This window comes from Pedobacter sp. AC163, from assembly GCF_979258665.1.
Genome location: NZ_OZ409872.1, coordinates 962,402 through 982,313, shown reverse-complemented (window position 1 = coordinate 982,313; position 19,912 = coordinate 962,402). Strand labels below are relative to the sequence as shown.

Sequence of the window (19,912 nt, the reverse complement as noted above, 5' to 3'; positions counted from 1 at the left end):
ATGGTTTTCAGGTAACCTATGTTATATGACTGGGCGGTAACGATATTCTCCTAGTCGCCCATCTATGAGCCTTAAATAACGATCACAACAGAGATCAAAATTCTAAATCTTGTTCCAATACCTAAGAATTTCAAGATATTCTTAACGAATCTTTTAACAAAGATTAACATCTATTTACTGGTACTTGTGCTTAATTTTAGTATGTATGATCGCAATCAGAATTAGGTGTTTCATCACCTTCTTGTCTATTTACGTCCCCGTTTTTGTTTCTGCGCAAACACTTAAACAGAAAGAGACAAATCTAAAAGCCTTTACCGAATTGTATGGTTATGTTCGCTTTTTCCATCCTTCAGACGAAGCTGCCAAGATTAACTGGTTTTTTTATTCATTGTATGGAGTCCATCGGGTAATGTTGGCCAAAAATGACAGTCAATTACTTGAAGAGCTACAAGAATTAATGTTACCCATTGCGCCTTCCGTTATCATCGATAGTGTTCCTATACAAAAGTATAGGATTTTAAATAAAATCACACCTAAAAATGTAGTCAATTACAAACTAGTAAATTGGGTTCACAAGGGACTATCTTTGCCTAATGGCTCACCAATGTATAAAAGTCGAAGGAATGATAGAGATACCGTTGACACCAGCTGTGTTGACTATCCATTGTGTGTATTTCAGTGAAAGTGACCCCTCTGTTTCGGGCCAAACTGGCCACCAATTTGATTACCGGATGATGCGTATCTAGTTCCTTTCCCTCCGAACAAATATACACTTCGGATCCAAATCCATTTCCCTCAGGACTTTTCGGTTTAATCCATCTTACTGCCGGATTTATCCTCAATTCAGACCTTTCTAGCGATCAAAATCCATTCTAAAGGCAAGGTAACGCGTAAAAAAACGCCATACCCCCTTCAAAACAGCGAAGTGACCGTAGTCCATCCCGAATAGTAGATATGCTCCCAGGAGCCTTTATTTTATGCAGAAATCGAAAAATTATTCCCGAAAGCCAGTTGCGAAAAAAGCTGATCAAAAGATCAGAACGGCCAGTTTGTCCCGAAACAGGTGGTCACTTTAAAGCGAAATGGGGTGACAGTTTAAATGCGGAACGGCTGGCCATTTTTGCCGAAATGCCCAGGCAGTGCGGAACAGCAAGAAATGCCACAGGACATTAAGCCTATGAAAGCAACACTGGTTGATCAGCCATTCGATGAACCGGGCTGGATCTATGAAATCAAATGGGACGGCTACCGTGCGATATCCTATCTTAATCCAGGCCGGACGCAAATATTTTCGAGAAATAACCTCGAGTTTACCCAGTTTGATGCCATGCGTGAGGCGATGGATGAATTTAATTTCAGGGCGATACTGGATGGTGAAATTGTTGCCTTAAAAGAAGATGGAACCCCTGATTTTGGTGCGCTACAAAACTGGAAAATCAAGAAAAAAGCTAGACTTCACTACTACGTATTCGATATCCTCTGGTTCGAAGGATATTCGCTATTGGATAAGACCCTCACCGAGCGGAGGCAAATATTAGAAGAGATTTTGCCCAGCGGCCATGATACGATCAAGATCAGCCAGGCTTATTCCACCTCGGGAATTGATTTTTTTGATGCTGCAAAACGTATGTATCTTGAAGGTATTATTGCAAAACGTGCGGATAGTTACTATTCCTCTGACAGCAGGTCCCGAGAGTGGCTCAAGATCAAAGCAAAACGACGTCAGGAAGTTATTATTGGAGGTTTTACCAGGAATGAAGGAACCGAGAAATATTTCAGTGCCCTGGCCATTGGGGTATATGATGAAAAAGGAAAGCTCCACTACATCGGCAAAGTCGGAACAGGTTTTAATCAGACGACACAGAAAGAACTCATGATAGCCTTCGAACCCATTTCGACTAAGATCTGTCCCTTTGAAACGATTCCTGATGTGGATGAACCCTCACAGTTTCGGCCACAGAGACTGGGGGCAAAGCCAACCTGGCTAAAACCCGAACTAATATGCGAAATCGAGTTTGCCGAACTCACCAGTGATGGTAAAGTTTGTCAGGCATCATTTAAAGGACTTCGAAAAGATAAGGATCCAAAAGAAATCATTCTTGAAGTGGAAAAAGATGCTGAAGCGATTGTTGATGAAGTTAAGCTCGACCACCAATTGAACAGCGATGATGATAAGGTTTCCGTGACAAAAAGCAATCTAGCCAAGCCTAATCTTCCTATAAAGAAACTATCGAAGATCAGACCGCTACTGGAAGGTGAAGATGATACCAAAGAAAAAAAGGTTGATGGACACCTGCTGAAATTTACAAATCTAAATAAACTTTACTGGCCGGAGGACAAGGTGAGCAAACGCGATATGTTTAATTATTATGATGCGGTCGCGCCCTTGATGGTTCCTTACCTGAAAGATCGGCCGATGTCTTTGAACAGGTATCCGGGGGGCATACACGGTCAGAGTTTCTACCAAAAAAATGTAAAAGAAAATGCGCCCGAATGGGCCCTGACCATGCCTCATACCAATGAGAAGGGAGAGGAGAAAAGTTATCTTTTAGGGAGTGACAGGGCTACACTGCTTTGGATGGCGAGCCTGGGATGTATTGAAATGAATCCATGGTTTAGCCGGGCCTCTTCTCCTGAGAATCCTGATTATTGCGTGATTGATCTTGATCCCGATAAGAATACCTTTGAGCAGGTGATAAAAGCCGCACGGGTGACTCATGAGATCCTTCAGTCGATTGGCATAACCAGTTATCCCAAGACCTCGGGATCAACCGGAATTCATATTTACATTCCTCTTGGTGCAAAGTATACTTACGAGCAAAGCCAGCTTTTTGCCAATCTGATCGTTCGCCAGGTCAATAGGATGCTTCCAAGGTTTACTACCCTGGAGCGGGCAATAAAAAATCGTGGAGGGAAAATGTATCTTGATTTCCTGCAAAACCGGCCCGGTGCGACCATAGCAGGCGTATATTCCCTACGTCCCAAACCTGGCGCCACAGTATCGATGCCATTGGATTGGGAGGAAGTCAAACCAGGATTAAAAATGAAGGACTTCACCATTTTCAATGCGATTTCCAGGCTAAAAGAAACCGGAGATATTTTTGGCGGCATACTGGGCGAAGGTATTGACATGCAGAAGGTTATTGGTGATGCGCAGTCACAATTCTCCTAGCTCTGCATTTCTATTATGCTAGAATAAATGCAAAACTTATGTTCAAAACAAATGTTCTCTTCAATAAAAGCGCTAATGAATAACATTCAGAATTTTCAATCCGGTAGAATGCTTAAAGGGTTGGTTATCGGTGCCATCGGGGTCTTCGCCTTTACTTCAGCCTACCTGCTATACAAAAAGAAAACCAGTCGAAACAACGGGCCTTCGCTGTTAAACGATATTGAACACGACAATAATAACTACTTCAACATGGAAAGGTTCATATTTACCATACCTGGTGTGTCAGGAGATATTCAGGCTACAGTTGAACAAAGCGGAGGATGTTATTTGGTACACCTCAACGGAGAATATATCGGAAACATGTGGCAGGATGAAGATAAGGGACTACAATGGAATACAAAAGATGATAAATTAGAACCTTATGTCTGGGAGATTGCCAGAAATATTTCTGAAGCTTTTTCCAGAAAAGGATTTTCTTCATTGCTTATGGGCACCTATCCGGAAATCATCGCAACTCATTGGAAAGGAAGTGAAACCCTTGAAGTTATTATTGATTCTAATACGGATATCGAGGTATTCAGTACCTTTTTGAAAGATGAGGTAATGAACCTCGTGGATTTTGAAGAACACCTTGACCTCCTGGTTAAAAAGGAAGAAGAGGCCTATTTCGTAATGGTGGGCGTAAATTAATATAGTTGCTTACCCATCCGGATGAAGACCTGTTTTGAATGCTAATAAAAGTAGAAATATAGAATGTTTGAAGAGATGGAAGATAACGAACGAAATACTACGGAGGCAACGCAGCATTCTACTAGAGAAACTGAGCGGTTTGCGATAGAAGATGACTCTGATACCCTTGAACCTCTTGATCAGCGGGAAATTAATGCGGATGATGAAAAAGACTTGCGCTATTGGGCAGAACAATTCCAGGTTAGCCCTGATCTGCTAAAAGGAGCTATCGCATTAAATGGTGACTCCGTTGTTAAAATTAAAGAATACTTAAGCGTCTAAATTTTTGTCATGGCTGAACTTCCGGATTTAACTGTTTTTGCCCGTACCTTAAGCCATCGCTTTGAAGGTAAATTACTAAAATCGATGGAGATAATAGTTGATAAAAAACTTAATGTCTCCGGCACTGAACTCAAAAAGGCAGTAGAAAACAAAAAGCTAACAGGGGTAGACAGAGTGGGGAAGACCCTCCAGTTCCACTTCGGGAATTCCGGCATGCTAGGCTTACATCTGATGTTGAGAGGCGAGTTAAAAGAAATCAAAGCTGACCAGGAACTGCCCAAACATACCATTGCCGCATTTCATTTCACAGGAGCAGAGGGTTTTGCAATTGTTGATCTGCTTAAGCAGGCTAGCCTGACAATGAATCCGAAAGAAAATGTTGTTCCAGATGCCCTGCTGATCAGTGAGAAGGAATTAGGTGTGCTGCTCTCCAAGCGTTCCAGGAAGGTCAAGGAAGTACTCATGGATCAGAAAGCGATCAGGGGAATCGGAAACTCCTATGCAGATGAAATCCTTTGGGATGCACGTATTTCGCCCCTGTCAGTTGCGAGGGAGATTCCGGAAAAAGTGGTAAAGCAACTTCATGTTTCGATGAAAAAGGTGTTGAAAGAGGCCATATCAAAAATTGGAGCGGAAAACAAAAATGAACTGGTGGGGGAGCTGCGGGACTTCATGAACATTCATGGTGCCCATATCAAGAAATCGCCTACGGGTTATCCCATCAAATCAGAAAAGATTAACGGTAGAACCGCTTATTTTACCACTGAACAAAAAAAGTACGGATAGCTTTCTTGCGCTTCGATTTTATACTCTGGTATTCCATTACGCATGGCCAATTATTTATTACAGTAAGATCGGATTCTCTTGTGCCATTAAAAATGTTGTGATATTTCTTTCGGTCAACAGGATCAATCTATTTCATCAGCAAAGTGAATGAGAATGTTGACAATGGAGGTTATAAACACAAAATTTTGTATTTATCTCGGGTTTGGATACCCTAATAGGGAATCGCTGCTGAGCCTAAAAAAATTTAAAATCTGTATTTCAGGTCGTTACTGGAACTGATTTGCAGATTTCTGTCTGAAAATTATATTTGTGGTATGACTGTAACCGTCTTACCTATTTTCGAGACCGACTTCATACCTCAAAAGCAATTGGCAAAGGTAATGAACGATAGACTTCAACGCCTTGCACAAGAACTGGAACAGCAGCATCTTAAGCCCTTGTCCGGTCGTGGATTTTCTTCTGATGACCTGATCATCTACATCAGTTACACGGCGAAATATAAAGTCCGCTTTCAGGTAGTGAACGATGTTCCCGGTGATATTGAATATTTTGTAAAGGAACTCTGTGGGAGGTTAGGTTACATTCAGTGGAAGAATCCGGTTTTTGCCACGCTACAAAAAACAAACTTAAGCAGTTAAGGTCAATATTATGACTTAATCCGGTACAAATTTAGGTTTGATGCCTGGCACGCAAAAGAAATTCCGGCATAAAGCCTCCAGTGGTCTTACGCTCTTGCTATTCATTCCGTATTTAGTCGAAAGCACAAAGGAGTTCTTGAAAAGCCTATACGATAGATATCGACAAGTTGATAATGCTGATATCTTTAGCAAAATAAAACATGAATTGCTTTTTGACGAATTCTAGATACTATGAAAGAATTATAAAAAATTTGACAAGGCATTAGCATAACTCCAAGCCCCGCCCAATAGGGGAGGGCTCTAATTTTAGCAATCACTAGAATACCGGTTAACCTTCTTGGCAATTAAAATTACATTGATCGCGAGGGGTCTGTTTTTCATCACTCCGATTTTGAACTGTACGATATCTCCTGCACAGTAATCCATCTCATCTTCATTATAAAACCTAATTTTTTGGCCATTCAGGTCTTTAATAAAACCATATTTCACTTCTTTATTATAGGATAATACTATTCCCGTTCTCATTACATTAATTTTAGGTTAGAAAAAAATAACGGGACGTTTAAGAGACAATCATCTCAAACATTGGTTTTAAAGAATCATTCTATATAGTACATGGGCATATTATAAATTAGCTACAAGTTTTGTAGGCCTAGAAAAACTCATTGGAATGCAATCTTCCTCCTGAATAAAATCAAGCCTGCCACTCCAAAGAACATTAAGGGAATATAGTCGTCAATAGGACATTGTCTAACATTGAAGGTAACCACCTTACCATTCTGGTAATAATTATTAGGATACTGCGTTGGACTACCATCATTTTTATAATCAACCCAACAACCCGCTGATGGGATTGCATCTTGAACATTGGAAGCGTAAGTTATCAACGAACTAGCTCCAGCGGGCAAGTTAATCGATAAGCGATTGCAGTGGTATAAAATTTCCCTGGAGACTCACCAGGCTGCGGCGCTGTATATATCATATCTACGGTGCTCCTTCCCGCGCTTCCTGCGACAGGTACAAAACAGCCGGTTTGCGAAAAACAGTTTACAGCACAGCACGCCAACACAAAAAGTGTTGCTGAAAAAAGACCAGGAATAGACATTTCGCAAAGATGCATCAAAAAAAGCTTTTGTAAACCCAGAATTAGCGAATTTTCACAACTGAAATGTTTTGAACTTATGTACATTCTTAGTTCACTGAATCAAGACCTATTGGTTCACTACCTAAATTTAACGGCAGCCAAGTATTTGTCTCGTGATAAGTACCTAAAGGGTTACGATTTCATCGTTGAGGTAAATATTTTAAAACATTCTGTCTATCTTCATTGTATATAGTGTCTATCCCGTTGTATGAATTCTTTAAACTCAGCTTTTCAATGGCTCTCATTGAAGACATGCTATGTATTGCACGAAACAAATTTCGTACGATACTGCACTAACGTAGTTTACGTTTTGTTCGCTTTTGTAATCTTGCTATTGCTACTAAAGAGCGGAATTCTTTACGAGTCTGCATCCGATTTATTCTTCCACTAATATTTTACTGTCCAGAATACTTTTATGAAAGTTAAGTTGATTTTACTTTTCGTTATATCATTGTTTAGCACTTATTCATGTTTTAGTCAGGGTTGTTTAATTGCCAAATATGATACTTTCGATAAGGTATTCAACAAACCTACTGCTGCTGGCGCAACAACCTTCGTTCCTGGTAATGGAAATAATTTTGTGAATTTTACAGGTGCTTGTGGTGTCCACACATATATTCAGGTTTTTGGTCCTTCCACTGGTCCCTGTTCAGTAACTGAGAATGGAACAACGAAGAATGGGCTATATTACACCAATATATCCCCACCCTTCAAGAGCCCATGCAACGTTCCGCTTGATGATCACATTTGGTGGGTAATGCTTATAATCGTTCCTGTAACCTATTTCTCGATTAGAAAAAAAAATAGCCTAGTTTAAAAACTCACTAGCATGCATTTCTTTCGGCTGTTCATCATTACTTCCATCTACAGAAAAGCCTTCTTCGTCATCATCATTGGTATTTATCGATGCCCTATTAAGCATAAAGTTATTCCCTGCTAATTTCCATCTTACATCCCATTCGGTCTAACCGAAGTATTTGCAGGCGCCTGCGATTCTGGAGTGTGGGCGGCTATCAACTCGCTCCCGTCTAGTGGACTTTACTTTGTTTGGCTTGGACTTATTATTTCTGCTAGGCCGTTCATTAAGATAATAGAATCGAAAAAAAAACTGGATGTTTGCTTTCTTCATTGAAACCTAAAGTGAGATTACTATTGTTTCTCCGTCAATATTATTCCCCAGGAATTTAATAAATGCAGGATCTGGCTCCAGATAATTATTTTGAATAGCAGATGCGATAATGAGGAGCATTTTGCGCTGATTCTCTTCAAATATTTGAAATAACAGATTTGAGTCATCGTAAATCTTTTTCGGCAAGGTTAACGCCTTTCCAACAACGCAAAATTGGTTGGCAACAACACAAGGGCCATATCTCATGACTTCTTAACCTTTCCAGTCTCGGCTTTCTACTAATCAACCGTTTGTCTTAGAGATCGCAATTATTTGACGGGAATACTGCCGGATCAGAGGGAAAGCATATTGATGAAGCCGGTTAAATATAACTTTCTGTAATCAACTTCATTTGCTGCAATCCAATATGATAGGGGAGTTAATTTTCGAATCAGGTTTTGTGCTCATTGGAAAAAAATGCAATTCCAGAAACAGATCTTAATCGGTCACCTCAACTGCAGCATTCAGGAATACGGGCATATCTGTATGAGGTGCATTTTTAAACCACTCTTCCAGTTCACTAACTTGCGTTAATGTCATATGGCAAGCCTAATCGAAAACCAAAGTAGAATGGGATTGTTTCATCGACTTGCCGGAGTTCTAGGAAAAAGTTTATGAAATCGTAGCGCTCACCCCCGAGGGACATGTAACTACTTATGGAGCTATAGCGCACTGCTTGGGTTCTGCCCAATCATCCAGATCAGCTGGAGTCGCAATGAATCATTCACATTTAACTCATCCAACCTTCCTGCTCATCGGTTGTTAACCGTTCGGGATTATTGACCGGCCGAGACCACTTCACTAATATTACTGTGCACGAACTTTTCTAGAGTGAGGGAGTTGTGGTGTTTGATGAGCAGGTGCAAAACTTTAGTGCAATCTTCTGGGATCCGAAAGATCACCGATAAAATAAACGCGGATTCCTCCTTGTTGTATTGGCATGCCACGTCGCAAACACAAAGTTCCAAGCATAATAAAAGGACCGATAGAAGTTGCTAAAAAAACTTGAGAACAAAATATTGCAGAGTTTGAGGAGCAGTTTTATAGCAGCAGAGGTCGATTCAAAAAAAATAATATAGCCAAAACACTTACTTCTCATAAGAGTTGTAATACCATTCATCTACCTATGGTGAAAACATACATTTGGTTAGTGTATAATATTAAAGCTGTCTTGAGATAGCCTTTTTCTTAACAGTCTGGGATGATTTAATAAGAGTAAAGCCTTGCAGTACAATGCAGGGCTTTGTAGTTTTCAAACTAGGATATATTAAGTTAAAATGTAATTTTAGGGACTTTGGTAGCCTAAAGCAGATTAAATGTCGGGCAATTTGCCGGCAATAGAATTTATCGGGTGATAAATACACCGCCCATTAGGTAGTTATACATTTTAGTATACATTTTTATTTCAAGCATTTTAATTAAATATTTTATCATTAATTTTATGTCAACCTTAAACTAGTGGGATGACACTTAACTAGTATTCTAATACCCTGTCATGGATTTGGCAGGGTATATTAAATTTGAGTATTGTTGATTAACTTGAGAATGTCTATAATTGTGGTAGACAATACAGTCTTGAGGATCACAGGATGACGGCCCTCAGCTTTCGCGAGGAAAGTATACATCCCCTGTTATTTATTTAGCAGGGGATAAATTAACCAGTTCAAATTATGACAGATCAAGAATTCAGTAATTATGCTTTTAAGGTCTTGCTTAGTCTCGGTTTAACCTTTATATTATTGATCGGTATGATTTACCTTTCGTTTCCTGTTCAAGAACCCGCGAAACCTGGCGAGTACATCAGCTATGATTATGAATTAATGATCTTCAACTCTGAGGTACCTCGGGCTGAATTATTGGAGAAATAAAAAACCACCTTGAGTGATTGTATATAAATGACCTCGTTCATTCTCTGAAAAACTTAAATTTTCTGTTCATTTTTTGTTCATTGTACAAATAGAAAAATTGAGATAAGTCAATTTTCGTTTGTTATAAGATGAAAAGATTTATTTTGCTTGCATTATTGTTTCTCTGTACAGATTCAATCGCCCAAAATGGATGCCTTGACGGATCAACTACAACTGGAACCCTATACACGCAAAGAAACTCTGTTTTCAATTTCCTTTATACGAGAAACAGAGGCGGTTTCTTAACTTCTGCCCCAGCTTGTCCTAGAGTTAGGCTCATAACTCGTACTGGAATAGGCACCTGTCAATTTGCAGCATTAGGCCAAACCTATGATGAGTGGACTTACGAAATTTTAAATCCCCCTGTTCAATGCGATCTCGATCATTATGCCTATGGAGCTGTGTTAGTTGCAGGCGTGTTTGTCTTCAGGCGAATGAGGCGATAAGTATCTGATTTTAGGTTGATAATTGTATTATTCTTACTATATTCAAATATCAAATCACTCAACCTTTGATATAACTATTTTTGAGAAAAACCTAGTATTACTTATAGGAAAAACCCATCAAAAATATTAGGCTCAAAAATAACTCTTATATCATGGAAGAAGCGACCTTTCCACAAAATTAGTGAAATCTATAAGGGATTTAAGGACTTTAGAGTGATTTGATTTTACAGAGATTTATGAAGTCAAAAGCGCTATCAGTTATTAAATACTTTATCGGAATTGATGTTGCAAAAGCGACATTTAATTATTGCGTAAGATATGGTGGCGGGCATGTAAATAATGGAAAAGTATCCAATAACGTCGAATCGATAATCGATTTTGTAAATAGCTTGAATCAAATACCCGGATTCAAACTTAGATACGCAGTTTTTGGAATGGAAGTTACTGGCGTTTATGGGATTGTTCTCATGAAAACCTTAATAAAGATGAAGGCTAAAGTTGTAGTTGAACCAGCATTACGCATCAAAAATTCTCTTGGTACTATTAGAGGTAAAAACGACAAACTAGATGCGGCACGAATTGCAAGATATTTAATCAAAAATTTGCAAGAACTAAAATTATGGGTGCCACGCAGACAAATTATCGAAGAACTAAGTAGTTTATCTACTTTGCGTGAACGTATTGTTAAGATTAAAACTATAATAATCACTCCATTAGAGGAAGATGATGCATTTATTGATCAATCCATCTCGAAAGCAAATATCGATCTTTGTCAACCCTCAATTGACAAAATTAATGATCTAATTACCAAAATCGACGATCGCATCAAGATATTATGGGAAAACGATGTTCACTGTAACAGGCTGATGCAAATCATGCTTTCAGTTATGGGTATTGGTGATGTTACTGCACTACAAATTCTTATCCACTCAAATGAATTCAAATCAATTACCACTGCCAGAACATTTGCGTCCTATTGTGGGGTGGCACCATTTGAGCATAAATCAGGAACTAGTATAATCAAGAATTCACGAGTATCGAAATTCGCTAACAAACGGATTAAATCGCTTCTTCATAACGGCGTTAGAACTTGCATAGCGCATGATCCTGAAATTAAAGCTTATTATAAAAGGAGAGTCGAAATAGATAAAAAAAACAAAATGTCAACAATGAATGCCATTAAATTTAAGATTATATGCCGTGTTTTTGCATGCGTTAATGGCGATCGGTTGTATGATAGAAATTATGTGTCTAAAGCGCCAGAGGTGATAGTATAAAAAAAGCCACACATTTCTGTATGGCTTGATCGGGCTTTCCCCGCAAACAATTAAGGTGGCGAGGCAAAACAAAAATTTAATTGAAGCGTTATTATATCATGTCACCATTTAAAGCAGCAATATTTGTAGGCGTAACAATTGGCCTAGTTTCATTTTTTGGTATCAAGTTATTGTCGACCAGTCAGAATGGAACAGAGGATGGTAGCTTATTTATTTAACCGACCAATGATGTATACCTAAACTCATCACTCAATGCCAAAGGAATGAGAATATGTGAATTATGCATGCACGAAAAACCATCAAGGCATTTATCAGTATTGACCCTTAATATCTCCTTCGATTCCTTGGTAATACAATCGTAAACCACATTGTCAAACATTTTGAACTACGATACTTTAGCTTCTCCCCCTATATATCTTTAATAAAAGTCATCGTACCGAACTTATACCATTGATCTTGACAAGTATCAACGCCTGTCTCTTCGCTAAATTCCATGATCATTGCTTCGGTGTAATTCGCATCAGCAAGTTCCATCTTACCACTACACCGTTTAATTTTCCTTTTTGCCAATCAGACATTTGTTTTTCAATCAATATGATCTTGCTTTTATCCTTGGTAACAATAGTTAAGTTCTCATACCTCAAAAAATCTAAACCGGATTGCTAATTATCTTGTTGTTCGTCTGTCCACATTATACTTTCCAAAATGAGCATTAAAATTTACCGTACAGAGTCAAACTTCCTCATCTTTCTGTTTGTAGTGTTGTTTGCTGGCAGCACCTCGGCACAGCGCACACAGAAATCAAGCTATTCGCTTCTTAATCCAGTTCCGGCTGCGTCCATGGCAGAAATGGAAACAGATCGGCCAGACGTGACCGAATCAGCACATACCGTTGATGCGGGACATTTCCAGTTTGAGTCTGATCTGTTCCGGTCTGTGCAGAAGAGGGTAGGGGAAGAATCTACCACCAAGTTCTTTGCAAATAATTTTTATCTAAAGGCTGGCATTAGCAGTACAACCGAGCTTCAGCTCGGCGCGGAACCCATCGTCTGGCAGGTGAAATCAGAACCCGGCGAAGAGCTGGAGCGCAGTCACGGCTTTGGAAACTTAAGTCTCCGGCTGAAACAGAATTTTCTAGGAAATAAACGGGGAAACTTTGCACTCGCTGCCATGCCCTATATGCGTTTTCCGACCTCTGGGTATGAAGATTCTCGATATGAGTATGGTCTGATCGTTCCTATGCAGTTAAAACTTGCGGGTGATTGGAAGCTTGGTTTTCAACTTGAGGCCGACCATTTAGAAGATGAAGAGGATTCAGGTATGCACACTGAATTTCTCCAGTCGGTAAGCCTTAGCCACCAGCTTATTAAAAAAGTTGACGGTATAGCCGAGAGTTATTATACTTATGACTTCAAATCCCATCACTGGTCGAATTACATTAATGCCGCAGTGCAGGTGGAAGTATCGGAAGGAATAAAGCTAGACGGAGGACTGAATTATGGTATTCAGGCCGACGCTGGGCGATCTTGCTTTATTGGAACCAGTATCAGATTTTAATACATCTTTATCTTAAAAAACCAATTCTACCGACTCATCTGTGAAGAATTTTTACATTTTTTTCATTAAAGACAAAATGGAATATATTGTTTCATAAAAGATAAGGGATGGAGGCTAACCAAAATATAAACACACTTAAGCAGGCCGTCTCGAAACGGTTCGGAAGAGAGGTTGAAGGCGAGGCTTGAAGTGAGCGGCTGTCAATAGGGGTTTTCTTGAGCACAAATCATTATATCAGTAAAGCTGCCATTACGTGTTTCTTTGGAATTAGCGCTAATGGCGGAACTGTAAATTCAATGATTTTGTCGTTTGTTGGTGAGCACGCCCATGTTTAACCACGCAAAAAAAAATAGTCCTCACTCAATACGTTGAACCATAACATCCCAATATAATTAAACGAGTGACTAATTTCTTGCTTTGATTTCTACAGCCTCAAGGCCGTTTAGGGTGAGCTAAACTCGTCAATGATCACGCCTTTACGACTCGCAGTATCTATGGATGTAATTTTTCCCCTTTTCAAGCGCTGAAATTATTTTTAGTTTTTGGGAAATCGTTTTGGTAATCTGGTGTTTTTCATATGTATAACTTTGCTTTAAAAGATAAAAACTGAACCAAGTTACCCACATTGAAATCGCTTTTTAATTGTTATTGTGTTTACAGCAGCCCAAAACTTACATACTGTACAAACCTGGGTTGATCGGAATGATTCGGACTAGCGGCGTGGGGTAAGGCTTCGAGCCAAACAACTAAATCGCCTTTTTTGCCGGCAACGGCAATTTGCCGGTTTTCTCCCCTCAGCTTTTCGATGGCTACATCCGGATGGGGGTGTTTAGAGAGGAACATGTCAATTTCGTGGTGGAAGCCAGGGATCAATGTCAATGCGCCTCTTTCTGCAGGAACATCGTTAAGGTAAACCAGGCCTTGAATGTGGTACTGAATGCCTCTGCTAAAATCAATGTCCCAATGAAGCGGAGTTCCGGCAAAGCGGTAGTGAGTATTTTCCGGCGGATTATAGCTTAGTTTTTCGGCATTCGGAACGATATTCTTGCCGCCATAGAGCTGCATGAATACTGCTTTCAGCTTGGCGTTGTGGCGGATTTTATCAATACAGGCCGCCTGATAGCGTTGGAACATCATGCCTTGCAATAATTCATGAGGCTGATACCAGGTTTTGGGATTATCGCTTTGGATGCCTAAGCTCGTTTCAATAAAAGTAATTACTTCTTCGCAATCCTGTTCGGGTACCAGTCCGGAAATTTTCAGGTATCCGTTTTTCCTCCAGAAATCCATATTCTCTTCATCAAGGAGCTGGGGAAGCGTCATATCGTTTTCTGATATATCCGAATAGAGCCATTTATTGAAATCCTGAATGGATTTTAAATGTGTTTCCAATCCCTTTAATCCGATCAGCCATTCCTCAAAATGTGCTTCATCCCTGCACTCCTGGAACAGGAACTGGTAAGTTTCAAAAAGTCCGATCTGGAAGAAAGACAGGAACATTTTTTCTTTTAGGATCAGCGCTTCATCTTTTGGTTTTGGTGTCGCGTTTGGGCGGTGATTTTCGTAGTAAGTACGGATAAAGGGACAGTCTGGCTGGGGCGTGGTATTTAAATGAAGATCAGGAAGCTGGTGCATGGATACCATTGATGGGGAATTGGAAAAATATGAAGTTGCGAAATAATTTGCTTAAGGACAAACTGTTTGCTAACATTACAATCAAATCCCGAACCATTGTTAGATTATATCCAGTTTAAGCATCATTATGATGTGGAGCAGCTCCAGGCAGAACTTTCCATTTGTTTACAGCAGGAATGGGGCGATCATTTTAATCAAAAAGATTATCAGGGATGCTGGCAAATTATCTCTTTGCGTTCGGGCAGTGGCCGGGAAGCAGATATTTATGCCAATTACGGGGTTTCAATCTATCAGGATACCCCACTGCTGGATCGCTTACCTTATTTCAAAGAGGTGATTGATGCCTGGAGATGTGATAAGGAAACCATCCGTTTACTGGCCTTGCATCCTGGAAGCGAGATTAAACCACACCGCGATTTAGGCTGCAACTATAAAGAGGGTCATTTTCGAATTCATATTCCGGTTCAAACCAATGCAAATGTGATTTTTAGGGTAGCGGAAGAAACCCTTGCGTTAAAGGAAGGCAGTTGCTGGTACATTGATTTTAGCCAAACGCATAGCATTAAAAATGATGGAAATGAAGTTCGGGTTCATCTGGTGATGGATGGAATCAGGAATGGGTGGACAGATTCGCTTTTCGCAGCACATGGTTATGATTTCGACGCGGAGCATGTAGCCGAAAAATATGATGCAGCAACCAATGATCAGATTATCGCTGAGCTGGAACGGATGAATACTGATACGGCCCGGGCATTGATTAAAAATTTAAGGGCGGGGAGATGAAGGCGCATTTAAAAAACTGGATCCCTTATCATATTGGTTTTGAGGGTGGACAATGGCACGTTGATTGGCTGGATTTGGGTGATCATCACATTCAGGAACCTTTCTTTGATGAAACGATATCAATTTGCAGGGCACGCATGCGCATGCGCTCCCGCTTCCATCCGCAAAGCGATCTGGCCTTTTTGCTGCAAGCTGCCGCCGGCGTGAAAAGTTTGACACCAACAGCCTTTATTTTTCATGTATCCAGATGTGGTTCCACTTTGTTATCCCAGGCACTCGCCGCAGCTCAGGATCATATCGTGATCGCGGAAGCACCTTTGCTTGATCAGGTGTTGCGGATGCGAGAAAAGGATGTCTCTTTAACGGAGCAGGAACTTAAGGGTGTTTTCTTAGCGGCTATTCAGCTGATGGGTAAACAAAGAACAGGAAGAGAAAAACATTACTTTATTAAACTGGATAGCTGGCACCTGCACTTTTATGCTTTATTGAGAGAATGGTTCCCGGATACCCCCTTTTATTTTTTATCCCGTGAACCTGCTGCGGTGCTGGCGTCGCATTACAAAAGAAGAGGCATCCAGAGCATTCCGGGTTATATTTTACCTGCGGTGTTTGGAATGGAACTTAAACCGGCTCACTTCGAGGATTTCAATTTGTACACAGCAGCAGTACTCGGCGGATATTATGATCGTTTGAGAAGTTATCATGACTTAAACTTTCCACACAATCATTTTTATGATTACCGTTGGGGGATGCAGGGAATGGTGCCTCATTTCCAGCGGGCTATCGGGCTCGAATTTTTGAAGCCGGCCATGATCGACAGGATTGCTTTTCACAGCAAGTATCCAGATAGGCCCTTTAAAACGGAGATAAGCCCGGATGCATCTTTTCGTTATGAGATTGCAGAAACGGCCTATTCAGAATATTATAAAACGTTGCGTATTGATGGCTAGAATTTTCCAGTTTACTGGTTTATCCGGAGCAGGAAAAACCACATTAGCCCATGCGCTCGAAGCAGCACTAAGCCTTGAAGGATACCGGGTGGCGGTGATTGACGGCGACGTATACCGCGGAAAGCTATGCAAGGATTTGGGTTTTAGCCGGGAAGACCGCATAGAAAACATCAGGCGCCTGGGTGCCGTGGCGGAAGAGATGAATCAGCATTATGATGTAATCATCATTTCGGCCATTAATCCCTATCAGGAATCAAGAACCTTATTAAAAAACATGTACGACGCACTTTTGGTACATATAGATTGTGATATCACTACTTTGCGATTGAGGGATACGAAGGGACTGTATCAACGAGCCTTTCTGCCCGACCAGCATGAGGATAAAATCTATAACTTGACGGGAGTAAATGATAATTTTGACGAGCCTGTATCTGCAGATTTTCGGTTGCATACGGGAGAAACGCCTATTAATTTGTCTGTCTGGATGCTGAAAAAATACATGTTATCAGCTATACAGAAAAAATATCGTGTATGATTGCGTATACAAAAAATGCTGATAAATTAATTTTTTCAGAATTCTTTATGGCTATATTTCGACTAATTATACCTTCAAATCTACTTAGGGCAAATGTTTATCGATAATTAATGACATTTGTCAAACTCTTGTAAATAAGGCTATCTTGACTAAAAATTTTATTACATCTTTGTAAGAATTAATCCTCCTTACAAACGCTTTTATGAATACAGATAGAAGATCTTTCCTTCGGAAAAATCTCTTCGTTGGCAGTAGCTTGCTACTGGCAAATTCGCTTGATGCCCTTGCAGGCGTTGCGAAATCTATTAATACCCGTGGGGTAAACCAATCACAGTTAAAAATGATGTACACTAACGACCTTCTTGGGAAGGTTAACGCGGCTTACCGGGATTTCGGGGGGCTTCGCCAGTTGCATAACACGATTAATAACGAAGAGGTTTCGGCTTTATTGTTTGATGCTGGTGGTTTTCTAAATGCCGGCCACGATAAGAATGATCAGTTGCGGGGCATCGATATCATGAATAAGATCAATTACCATGCTGTAAACCTGAGCGCTGCTGATTTATTACAAGGTATAGAATCGTTTAAAGCGCTGATTCCTTATGTCAATTTTCCATTACTGAGCTGTAATTATCATTTTGAAGACCCGCTTTTAAGAAAAACGGTTAAGTCCTATCAAATTCTACAGTATGGTAAATTTAAGGTAGGCGTAACGGCAGTAGGTGAAAGTGCGAATATTGCTGGCCTGGTGGTAAGCCATCAAGAAACGGCTTTGAACAGAGTTAGCCATTTGCTGAAAAAAAAGCACCACTGTGATGTAGTAATTTGCCTGGCACACCTGGGTTTTAACAAAAAAGCGAGAATCAATAATAAAATCCTGGCGCAATCTTCCATTGGCGTGGATTGTGTAATTGGCGGAAACGCGAATGAAGGCAAAAGTCAATTATGGATCGTTAAAAATGCTCAAAAGGAAGAAGTATTGTTGAGCAGTAACCACCATAAAGGTTTATCAACTGCAACCCTTACCATCGCATTTAGTGAAGAAAAAGAAAGGGCAGGTTTGGCTTTTAAACAGCATGTACCGGGAGCTAACAAAATCCAGTCTCAACAACAATTGCTGTCATTGATGGCGGCTCGAAATAATAACAATTACAATTTTAATATCTAAATTATGGAAGAATATATTGCGATAATAAAGCTATTTGCCGGGAATTATGCCATGAGAGGCTGGGCTTACTGCAACGGTCAGTTGCTGAGCATTTCACAAAATGCAGCTACTTTTTCATTAGTTGGAACGACTTATGGTGGTAATGGAATAAATACGTTTGCTCTGCCTGATCTACGCGGTAGAGTGGCTATTGGTGCTACGAATGGATCAGTGCCCGGTTTAAGCCAATACCAATTAGGACAAATTTCAGGAGTAGAAAATATAACATTGCAGATTAATCAAATGCCCCAGCACAATCATACCGGTGTCTTAGGGCAAATTGCTGATAGTAGCGTAGGTAATAGCTCAGTACCCACAGGAAATAGATTAGCAATAAGCCCGAAAACGGGTTCAGGGCCAAATGCAACAACTTTGAATACTTATACAAATGGAACCAGCAACCCTACGTCTTTAGCTGGACAAAATGTCACAATAGGGCTAAGCGGAGGCGGGCAGCCTGTTTCAATTCTACAACCATATCTTGCTTTAAATTATATTTTTTGCCTTGAGGGCATTTATCCGTCCAGAAACTAAATTGAACAGACCGCTCAAAGTTGGCTTTTTGATGCCCTATTCGGGCATTTATCCTTACTATGCACAGCATGTAATGGCAGGGATTTACTGTGCGGCTGCGAAAATGAAACTCAGTCAGCAAGACTTTGCTTTTGTACCGGTATATGTTGGCCAGGGAGGTACAAAAGCCATTCTGGAAGCCATGCAGAAACTGCTTTTCTTTGAAGGGGTGGACGTGGTAACCGGCATGGTGAATATCAAGGTACTGGATGAAATCCGTCCCTTATTGGAAAATCACCAGAAGCTGGGTTTGTTTTTCGATATGGGTGAACTGGCACCATCACCTGCGGGTTACGGCCCAAATATCGGCTTGATTTCCATGAATTTCTGGCAGGCACAATATGCACTGGGTAAATGGGCGGTAAAAGAATTTGGCAAAGACGGTCAGCTCATAGCGCCCATTTATGAAGCAGGTTTTAATTTAAATGCGGCCTTTGTGGATGGTGCCGGTGCTGCCGGAGCGGAAAGGCTAAACAGTATGATATTAACTGAAAATCTGGCCAATAAAGACGGTTTGTATCTGGAAGGATTTTTTGCCGCTCTTGAAAAAGATCCGCCCCATTTTGTACACGCCATTTTTACGGGTAAGATGGGTAGCGACTTTTTGCAACAATGGCGTAGCAGTAAGTTCTACGATGCCATTCCTTTACTGATTGCCGAGAACATGGGTTATGAAGATATGCTTGATGATGTGAAACACCTCGGCATCAAAGTATATTCAAGCTCCAGCTGGAACCGGAATGATGAAAGCGTTTACAACCAAAATTTTGTAAAAGATTTTGAGGATTTCGGTAAACAACAAGCCAATGTTTTTGGCATGATTGGCTATGAAATCGGTCTTTCACTCGCTGAAATGATGCCTTTAATTAAAAGAGGCGAGTCAGCTAATGCTTTACAGCAGCTAAAAAACCAGGGCGTAACTGGCCCGAGAGGTGTTTTAGATGTAGATGCCGATGGCAGGCAACGGCCAAACATCGACATTACCAGAATCATTACGAATAACCAAAATATAAACCAAACAATCATTGCCCAAACATCAGCAGTAGGATTTGATACTTCTTTGTTGTATCAGGAAACTGTGAGTGGCTGGCAAAACCCCTATTTATCCGTTTAGTACACGCTC

21 protein-coding genes are annotated in these 19,912 nt (G+C 40.3%); 18 read left to right on the top strand and 3 right to left on the bottom strand.

Translation table 11 applies throughout. From position 1 onward, the window contains the following. Nucleotides 1-205 precede the first annotated feature (205 nt). The 7 genes from ACZZZK_RS04060 to ACZZZK_RS04030 all read left to right on the top strand — a co-directional run bounded on the left by ACZZZK_RS04060 (nt 206) and on the right by ACZZZK_RS04030 (nt 5,607). Nucleotides 206-682, top strand: coding sequence for a hypothetical protein (locus tag ACZZZK_RS04060; protein WP_463483000.1), 477 nt, complete (start codon nt 206-208; stop codon nt 680-682). A 272-nt stretch (nt 683-954) separates the two neighbouring features. Next, a complete protein-coding gene (locus ACZZZK_RS04055) occupies nt 955-1,173 on the top strand; it encodes a hypothetical protein (RefSeq protein WP_463482999.1) in 219 nt (72 codons plus the stop codon). 4 nt (nt 1,174-1,177) lie between these two features. Continuing rightward, entirely contained in the window at nt 1,178-3,172 is a 1,995-nt protein-coding gene (ligD, locus tag ACZZZK_RS04050; RefSeq protein ID WP_463482998.1) for a DNA ligase D, read from the top strand. A 75-nt stretch (nt 3,173-3,247) separates the two neighbouring features. Next, the gene (locus ACZZZK_RS04045) at nt 3,248-3,862 is read left to right on the top strand and encodes a hypothetical protein (protein WP_463482997.1); all 615 of its coding nucleotides are present in this window, start codon (nt 3,248-3,250) and stop codon (nt 3,860-3,862) included. Between the two features lie 63 nt (nt 3,863-3,925). After that, entirely contained in the window at nt 3,926-4,183 is a 258-nt protein-coding gene (locus ACZZZK_RS04040; RefSeq protein WP_463482996.1) for a DUF3606 domain-containing protein, read from the top strand. Between the two features lie 9 nt (nt 4,184-4,192). Next, nucleotides 4,193-4,969 (top strand): DNA-formamidopyrimidine glycosylase family protein, encoded by a 777-nt coding sequence (locus ACZZZK_RS04035; protein WP_463482995.1) that lies wholly within the window; start codon nt 4,193-4,195, stop codon nt 4,967-4,969. A gap of 314 nt (nt 4,970-5,283) precedes the next feature. Continuing rightward, nucleotides 5,284-5,607 (top strand): hypothetical protein, encoded by a 324-nt coding sequence (locus ACZZZK_RS04030; protein WP_463482994.1) that lies wholly within the window; start codon nt 5,284-5,286, stop codon nt 5,605-5,607. Between the two features lie 306 nt (nt 5,608-5,913). Here ACZZZK_RS04030 and ACZZZK_RS04025 read toward each other — a convergent pair whose 3' ends face one another. Beyond that, a complete protein-coding gene (locus ACZZZK_RS04025; protein WP_463482993.1) occupies nt 5,914-6,132 on the bottom strand; it encodes a hypothetical protein in 219 nt (72 codons plus the stop codon). Between the two features lie 1,034 nt (nt 6,133-7,166). Here ACZZZK_RS04025 and ACZZZK_RS04020 point away from each other — a divergent pair. Then, entirely contained in the window at nt 7,167-7,568 is a 402-nt protein-coding gene (locus ACZZZK_RS04020; protein ID WP_463482992.1) for a hypothetical protein, read from the top strand. 789 nt (nt 7,569-8,357) lie between these two features. On the opposite strand, the gene ACZZZK_RS04015 is transcribed toward ACZZZK_RS04020, so the two are convergent. Continuing rightward, nucleotides 8,358-8,459, bottom strand: coding sequence for a DUF6965 family protein (locus ACZZZK_RS04015; protein WP_463482991.1), 102 nt, complete (start codon nt 8,457-8,459; stop codon nt 8,358-8,360). Nucleotides 8,460-8,538: 79 nt separating this feature from the next. Here ACZZZK_RS04015 and ACZZZK_RS04010 point away from each other — a divergent pair, with 79 nt between their 5' ends. The 4 genes from ACZZZK_RS04010 to ACZZZK_RS03995 all read left to right on the top strand — a co-directional run bounded on the left by ACZZZK_RS04010 (nt 8,539) and on the right by ACZZZK_RS03995 (nt 13,106). Further along, on the top strand, nt 8,539-8,685 hold the full coding sequence (locus tag ACZZZK_RS04010; protein WP_463486276.1) for an MGMT family protein: 147 nt from the start codon (nt 8,539-8,541) through the stop codon (nt 8,683-8,685). 904 nt (nt 8,686-9,589) lie between these two features. Continuing rightward, complete coding sequence (locus ACZZZK_RS04005) at nt 9,590-9,787, top strand: hypothetical protein (RefSeq protein ID WP_463482990.1); 198 nt, start codon at nt 9,590-9,592, stop codon at nt 9,785-9,787. Between the two features lie 721 nt (nt 9,788-10,508). Next, nucleotides 10,509-11,549, top strand: coding sequence for an IS110 family RNA-guided transposase (locus tag ACZZZK_RS04000; RefSeq protein WP_463482989.1), 1,041 nt, complete (start codon nt 10,509-10,511; stop codon nt 11,547-11,549). Nucleotides 11,550-12,254: 705 nt separating this feature from the next. After that, on the top strand, nt 12,255-13,106 hold the full coding sequence (locus ACZZZK_RS03995) for a transporter (protein ID WP_463482988.1): 852 nt from the start codon (nt 12,255-12,257) through the stop codon (nt 13,104-13,106). A 654-nt stretch (nt 13,107-13,760) separates the two neighbouring features. Here ACZZZK_RS03995 and ACZZZK_RS03990 read toward each other — a convergent pair. After that, entirely contained in the window at nt 13,761-14,750 is a 990-nt protein-coding gene (locus ACZZZK_RS03990; protein ID WP_463482987.1) for a phytanoyl-CoA dioxygenase family protein, read from the bottom strand. 87 nt (nt 14,751-14,837) lie between these two features. On the opposite strand from ACZZZK_RS03990, the gene ACZZZK_RS03985 reads away from it, so the two are divergent. The 6 genes from ACZZZK_RS03985 (at nt 14,838) to ACZZZK_RS03960 (ending at nt 19,903) form a co-directional block, all read left to right on the top strand. Further along, the gene (locus tag ACZZZK_RS03985) at nt 14,838-15,524 is read left to right on the top strand and encodes an aspartyl/asparaginyl beta-hydroxylase domain-containing protein (protein WP_463482986.1); all 687 of its coding nucleotides are present in this window, start codon (nt 14,838-14,840) and stop codon (nt 15,522-15,524) included. Further along, nucleotides 15,521-16,474 carry a hypothetical protein gene (locus ACZZZK_RS03980; RefSeq protein WP_463482985.1) on the top strand — a complete coding sequence of 318 codons (954 nt, stop codon included), beginning with the start codon at nt 15,521-15,523 and terminating at the stop codon, nt 16,472-16,474. The genes ACZZZK_RS03985 and ACZZZK_RS03980 overlap by 4 nt, the downstream gene beginning before the upstream one ends. Next, nucleotides 16,467-17,009 (top strand): adenylyl-sulfate kinase, encoded by a 543-nt coding sequence (cysC, locus tag ACZZZK_RS03975; RefSeq protein ID WP_463482984.1) that lies wholly within the window; start codon nt 16,467-16,469, stop codon nt 17,007-17,009. The genes ACZZZK_RS03980 and cysC overlap by 8 nt, the downstream gene beginning before the upstream one ends. A 202-nt stretch (nt 17,010-17,211) precedes the next feature. Next, nucleotides 17,212-18,177 (top strand): metallophosphoesterase family protein, encoded by a 966-nt coding sequence (locus ACZZZK_RS03970; protein ID WP_463482983.1) that lies wholly within the window; start codon nt 17,212-17,214, stop codon nt 18,175-18,177. 3 nt (nt 18,178-18,180) lie between these two features. Further along, a complete protein-coding gene (locus ACZZZK_RS03965; protein ID WP_463482982.1) occupies nt 18,181-18,750 on the top strand; it encodes a phage tail protein in 570 nt (189 codons plus the stop codon). A gap of 1 nt (nt 18,751) precedes the next feature. Next, nucleotides 18,752-19,903 carry an ABC transporter substrate-binding protein gene (locus ACZZZK_RS03960; protein ID WP_463482981.1) on the top strand — a complete coding sequence of 384 codons (1,152 nt, stop codon included), beginning with the start codon at nt 18,752-18,754 and terminating at the stop codon, nt 19,901-19,903. Nucleotides 19,904-19,912 lie beyond the last annotated feature (9 nt).

Bases quoted from the DNA above. Each gene is read 5' to 3' on its own strand.
- ACZZZK_RS04060 (WP_463483000.1), top strand. From the start codon at position 206: ATGATCGCAATCAGAATTAGGTGTTTCATCACCTTCTTGTCTATTTAC.
- ACZZZK_RS04055 (WP_463482999.1), top strand. From the start codon at position 955: ATGCTCCCAGGAGCCTTTATTTTATGCAGAAATCGAAAAATTATTCCC.
- ligD (WP_463482998.1), top strand. From the start codon at position 1,178: ATGAAAGCAACACTGGTTGATCAGCCATTCGATGAACCGGGCTGGATC.
- ACZZZK_RS04045 (WP_463482997.1), top strand. From the start codon at position 3,248: ATGAATAACATTCAGAATTTTCAATCCGGTAGAATGCTTAAAGGGTTG.
- ACZZZK_RS04040 (WP_463482996.1), top strand. From the start codon at position 3,926: ATGTTTGAAGAGATGGAAGATAACGAACGAAATACTACGGAGGCAACG.
- ACZZZK_RS04035 (WP_463482995.1), top strand. From the start codon at position 4,193: ATGGCTGAACTTCCGGATTTAACTGTTTTTGCCCGTACCTTAAGCCAT.
- ACZZZK_RS04030 (WP_463482994.1), top strand. From the start codon at position 5,284: ATGACTGTAACCGTCTTACCTATTTTCGAGACCGACTTCATACCTCAA.
- ACZZZK_RS04025 (WP_463482993.1), bottom strand. From the start codon at position 6,132: ATGAGAACGGGAATAGTATTATCCTATAATAAAGAAGTGAAATATGGT.
- ACZZZK_RS04020 (WP_463482992.1), top strand. From the start codon at position 7,167: ATGAAAGTTAAGTTGATTTTACTTTTCGTTATATCATTGTTTAGCACT.
- ACZZZK_RS04015 (WP_463482991.1), bottom strand. From the start codon at position 8,459: ATGACATTAACGCAAGTTAGTGAACTGGAAGAGTGGTTTAAAAATGCA.
- ACZZZK_RS04005 (WP_463482990.1), top strand. From the start codon at position 9,590: ATGACAGATCAAGAATTCAGTAATTATGCTTTTAAGGTCTTGCTTAGT.
- ACZZZK_RS04000 (WP_463482989.1), top strand. From the start codon at position 10,509: ATGAAGTCAAAAGCGCTATCAGTTATTAAATACTTTATCGGAATTGAT.
- ACZZZK_RS03995 (WP_463482988.1), top strand. From the start codon at position 12,255: ATGAGCATTAAAATTTACCGTACAGAGTCAAACTTCCTCATCTTTCTG.
- ACZZZK_RS03990 (WP_463482987.1), bottom strand. From the start codon at position 14,750: ATGGTATCCATGCACCAGCTTCCTGATCTTCATTTAAATACCACGCCC.
- ACZZZK_RS03980 (WP_463482985.1), top strand. From the start codon at position 15,521: ATGAAGGCGCATTTAAAAAACTGGATCCCTTATCATATTGGTTTTGAG.
- cysC (WP_463482984.1), top strand. From the start codon at position 16,467: ATGGCTAGAATTTTCCAGTTTACTGGTTTATCCGGAGCAGGAAAAACC.
- ACZZZK_RS03970 (WP_463482983.1), top strand. From the start codon at position 17,212: ATGAATACAGATAGAAGATCTTTCCTTCGGAAAAATCTCTTCGTTGGC.
- ACZZZK_RS03965 (WP_463482982.1), top strand. From the start codon at position 18,181: ATGGAAGAATATATTGCGATAATAAAGCTATTTGCCGGGAATTATGCC.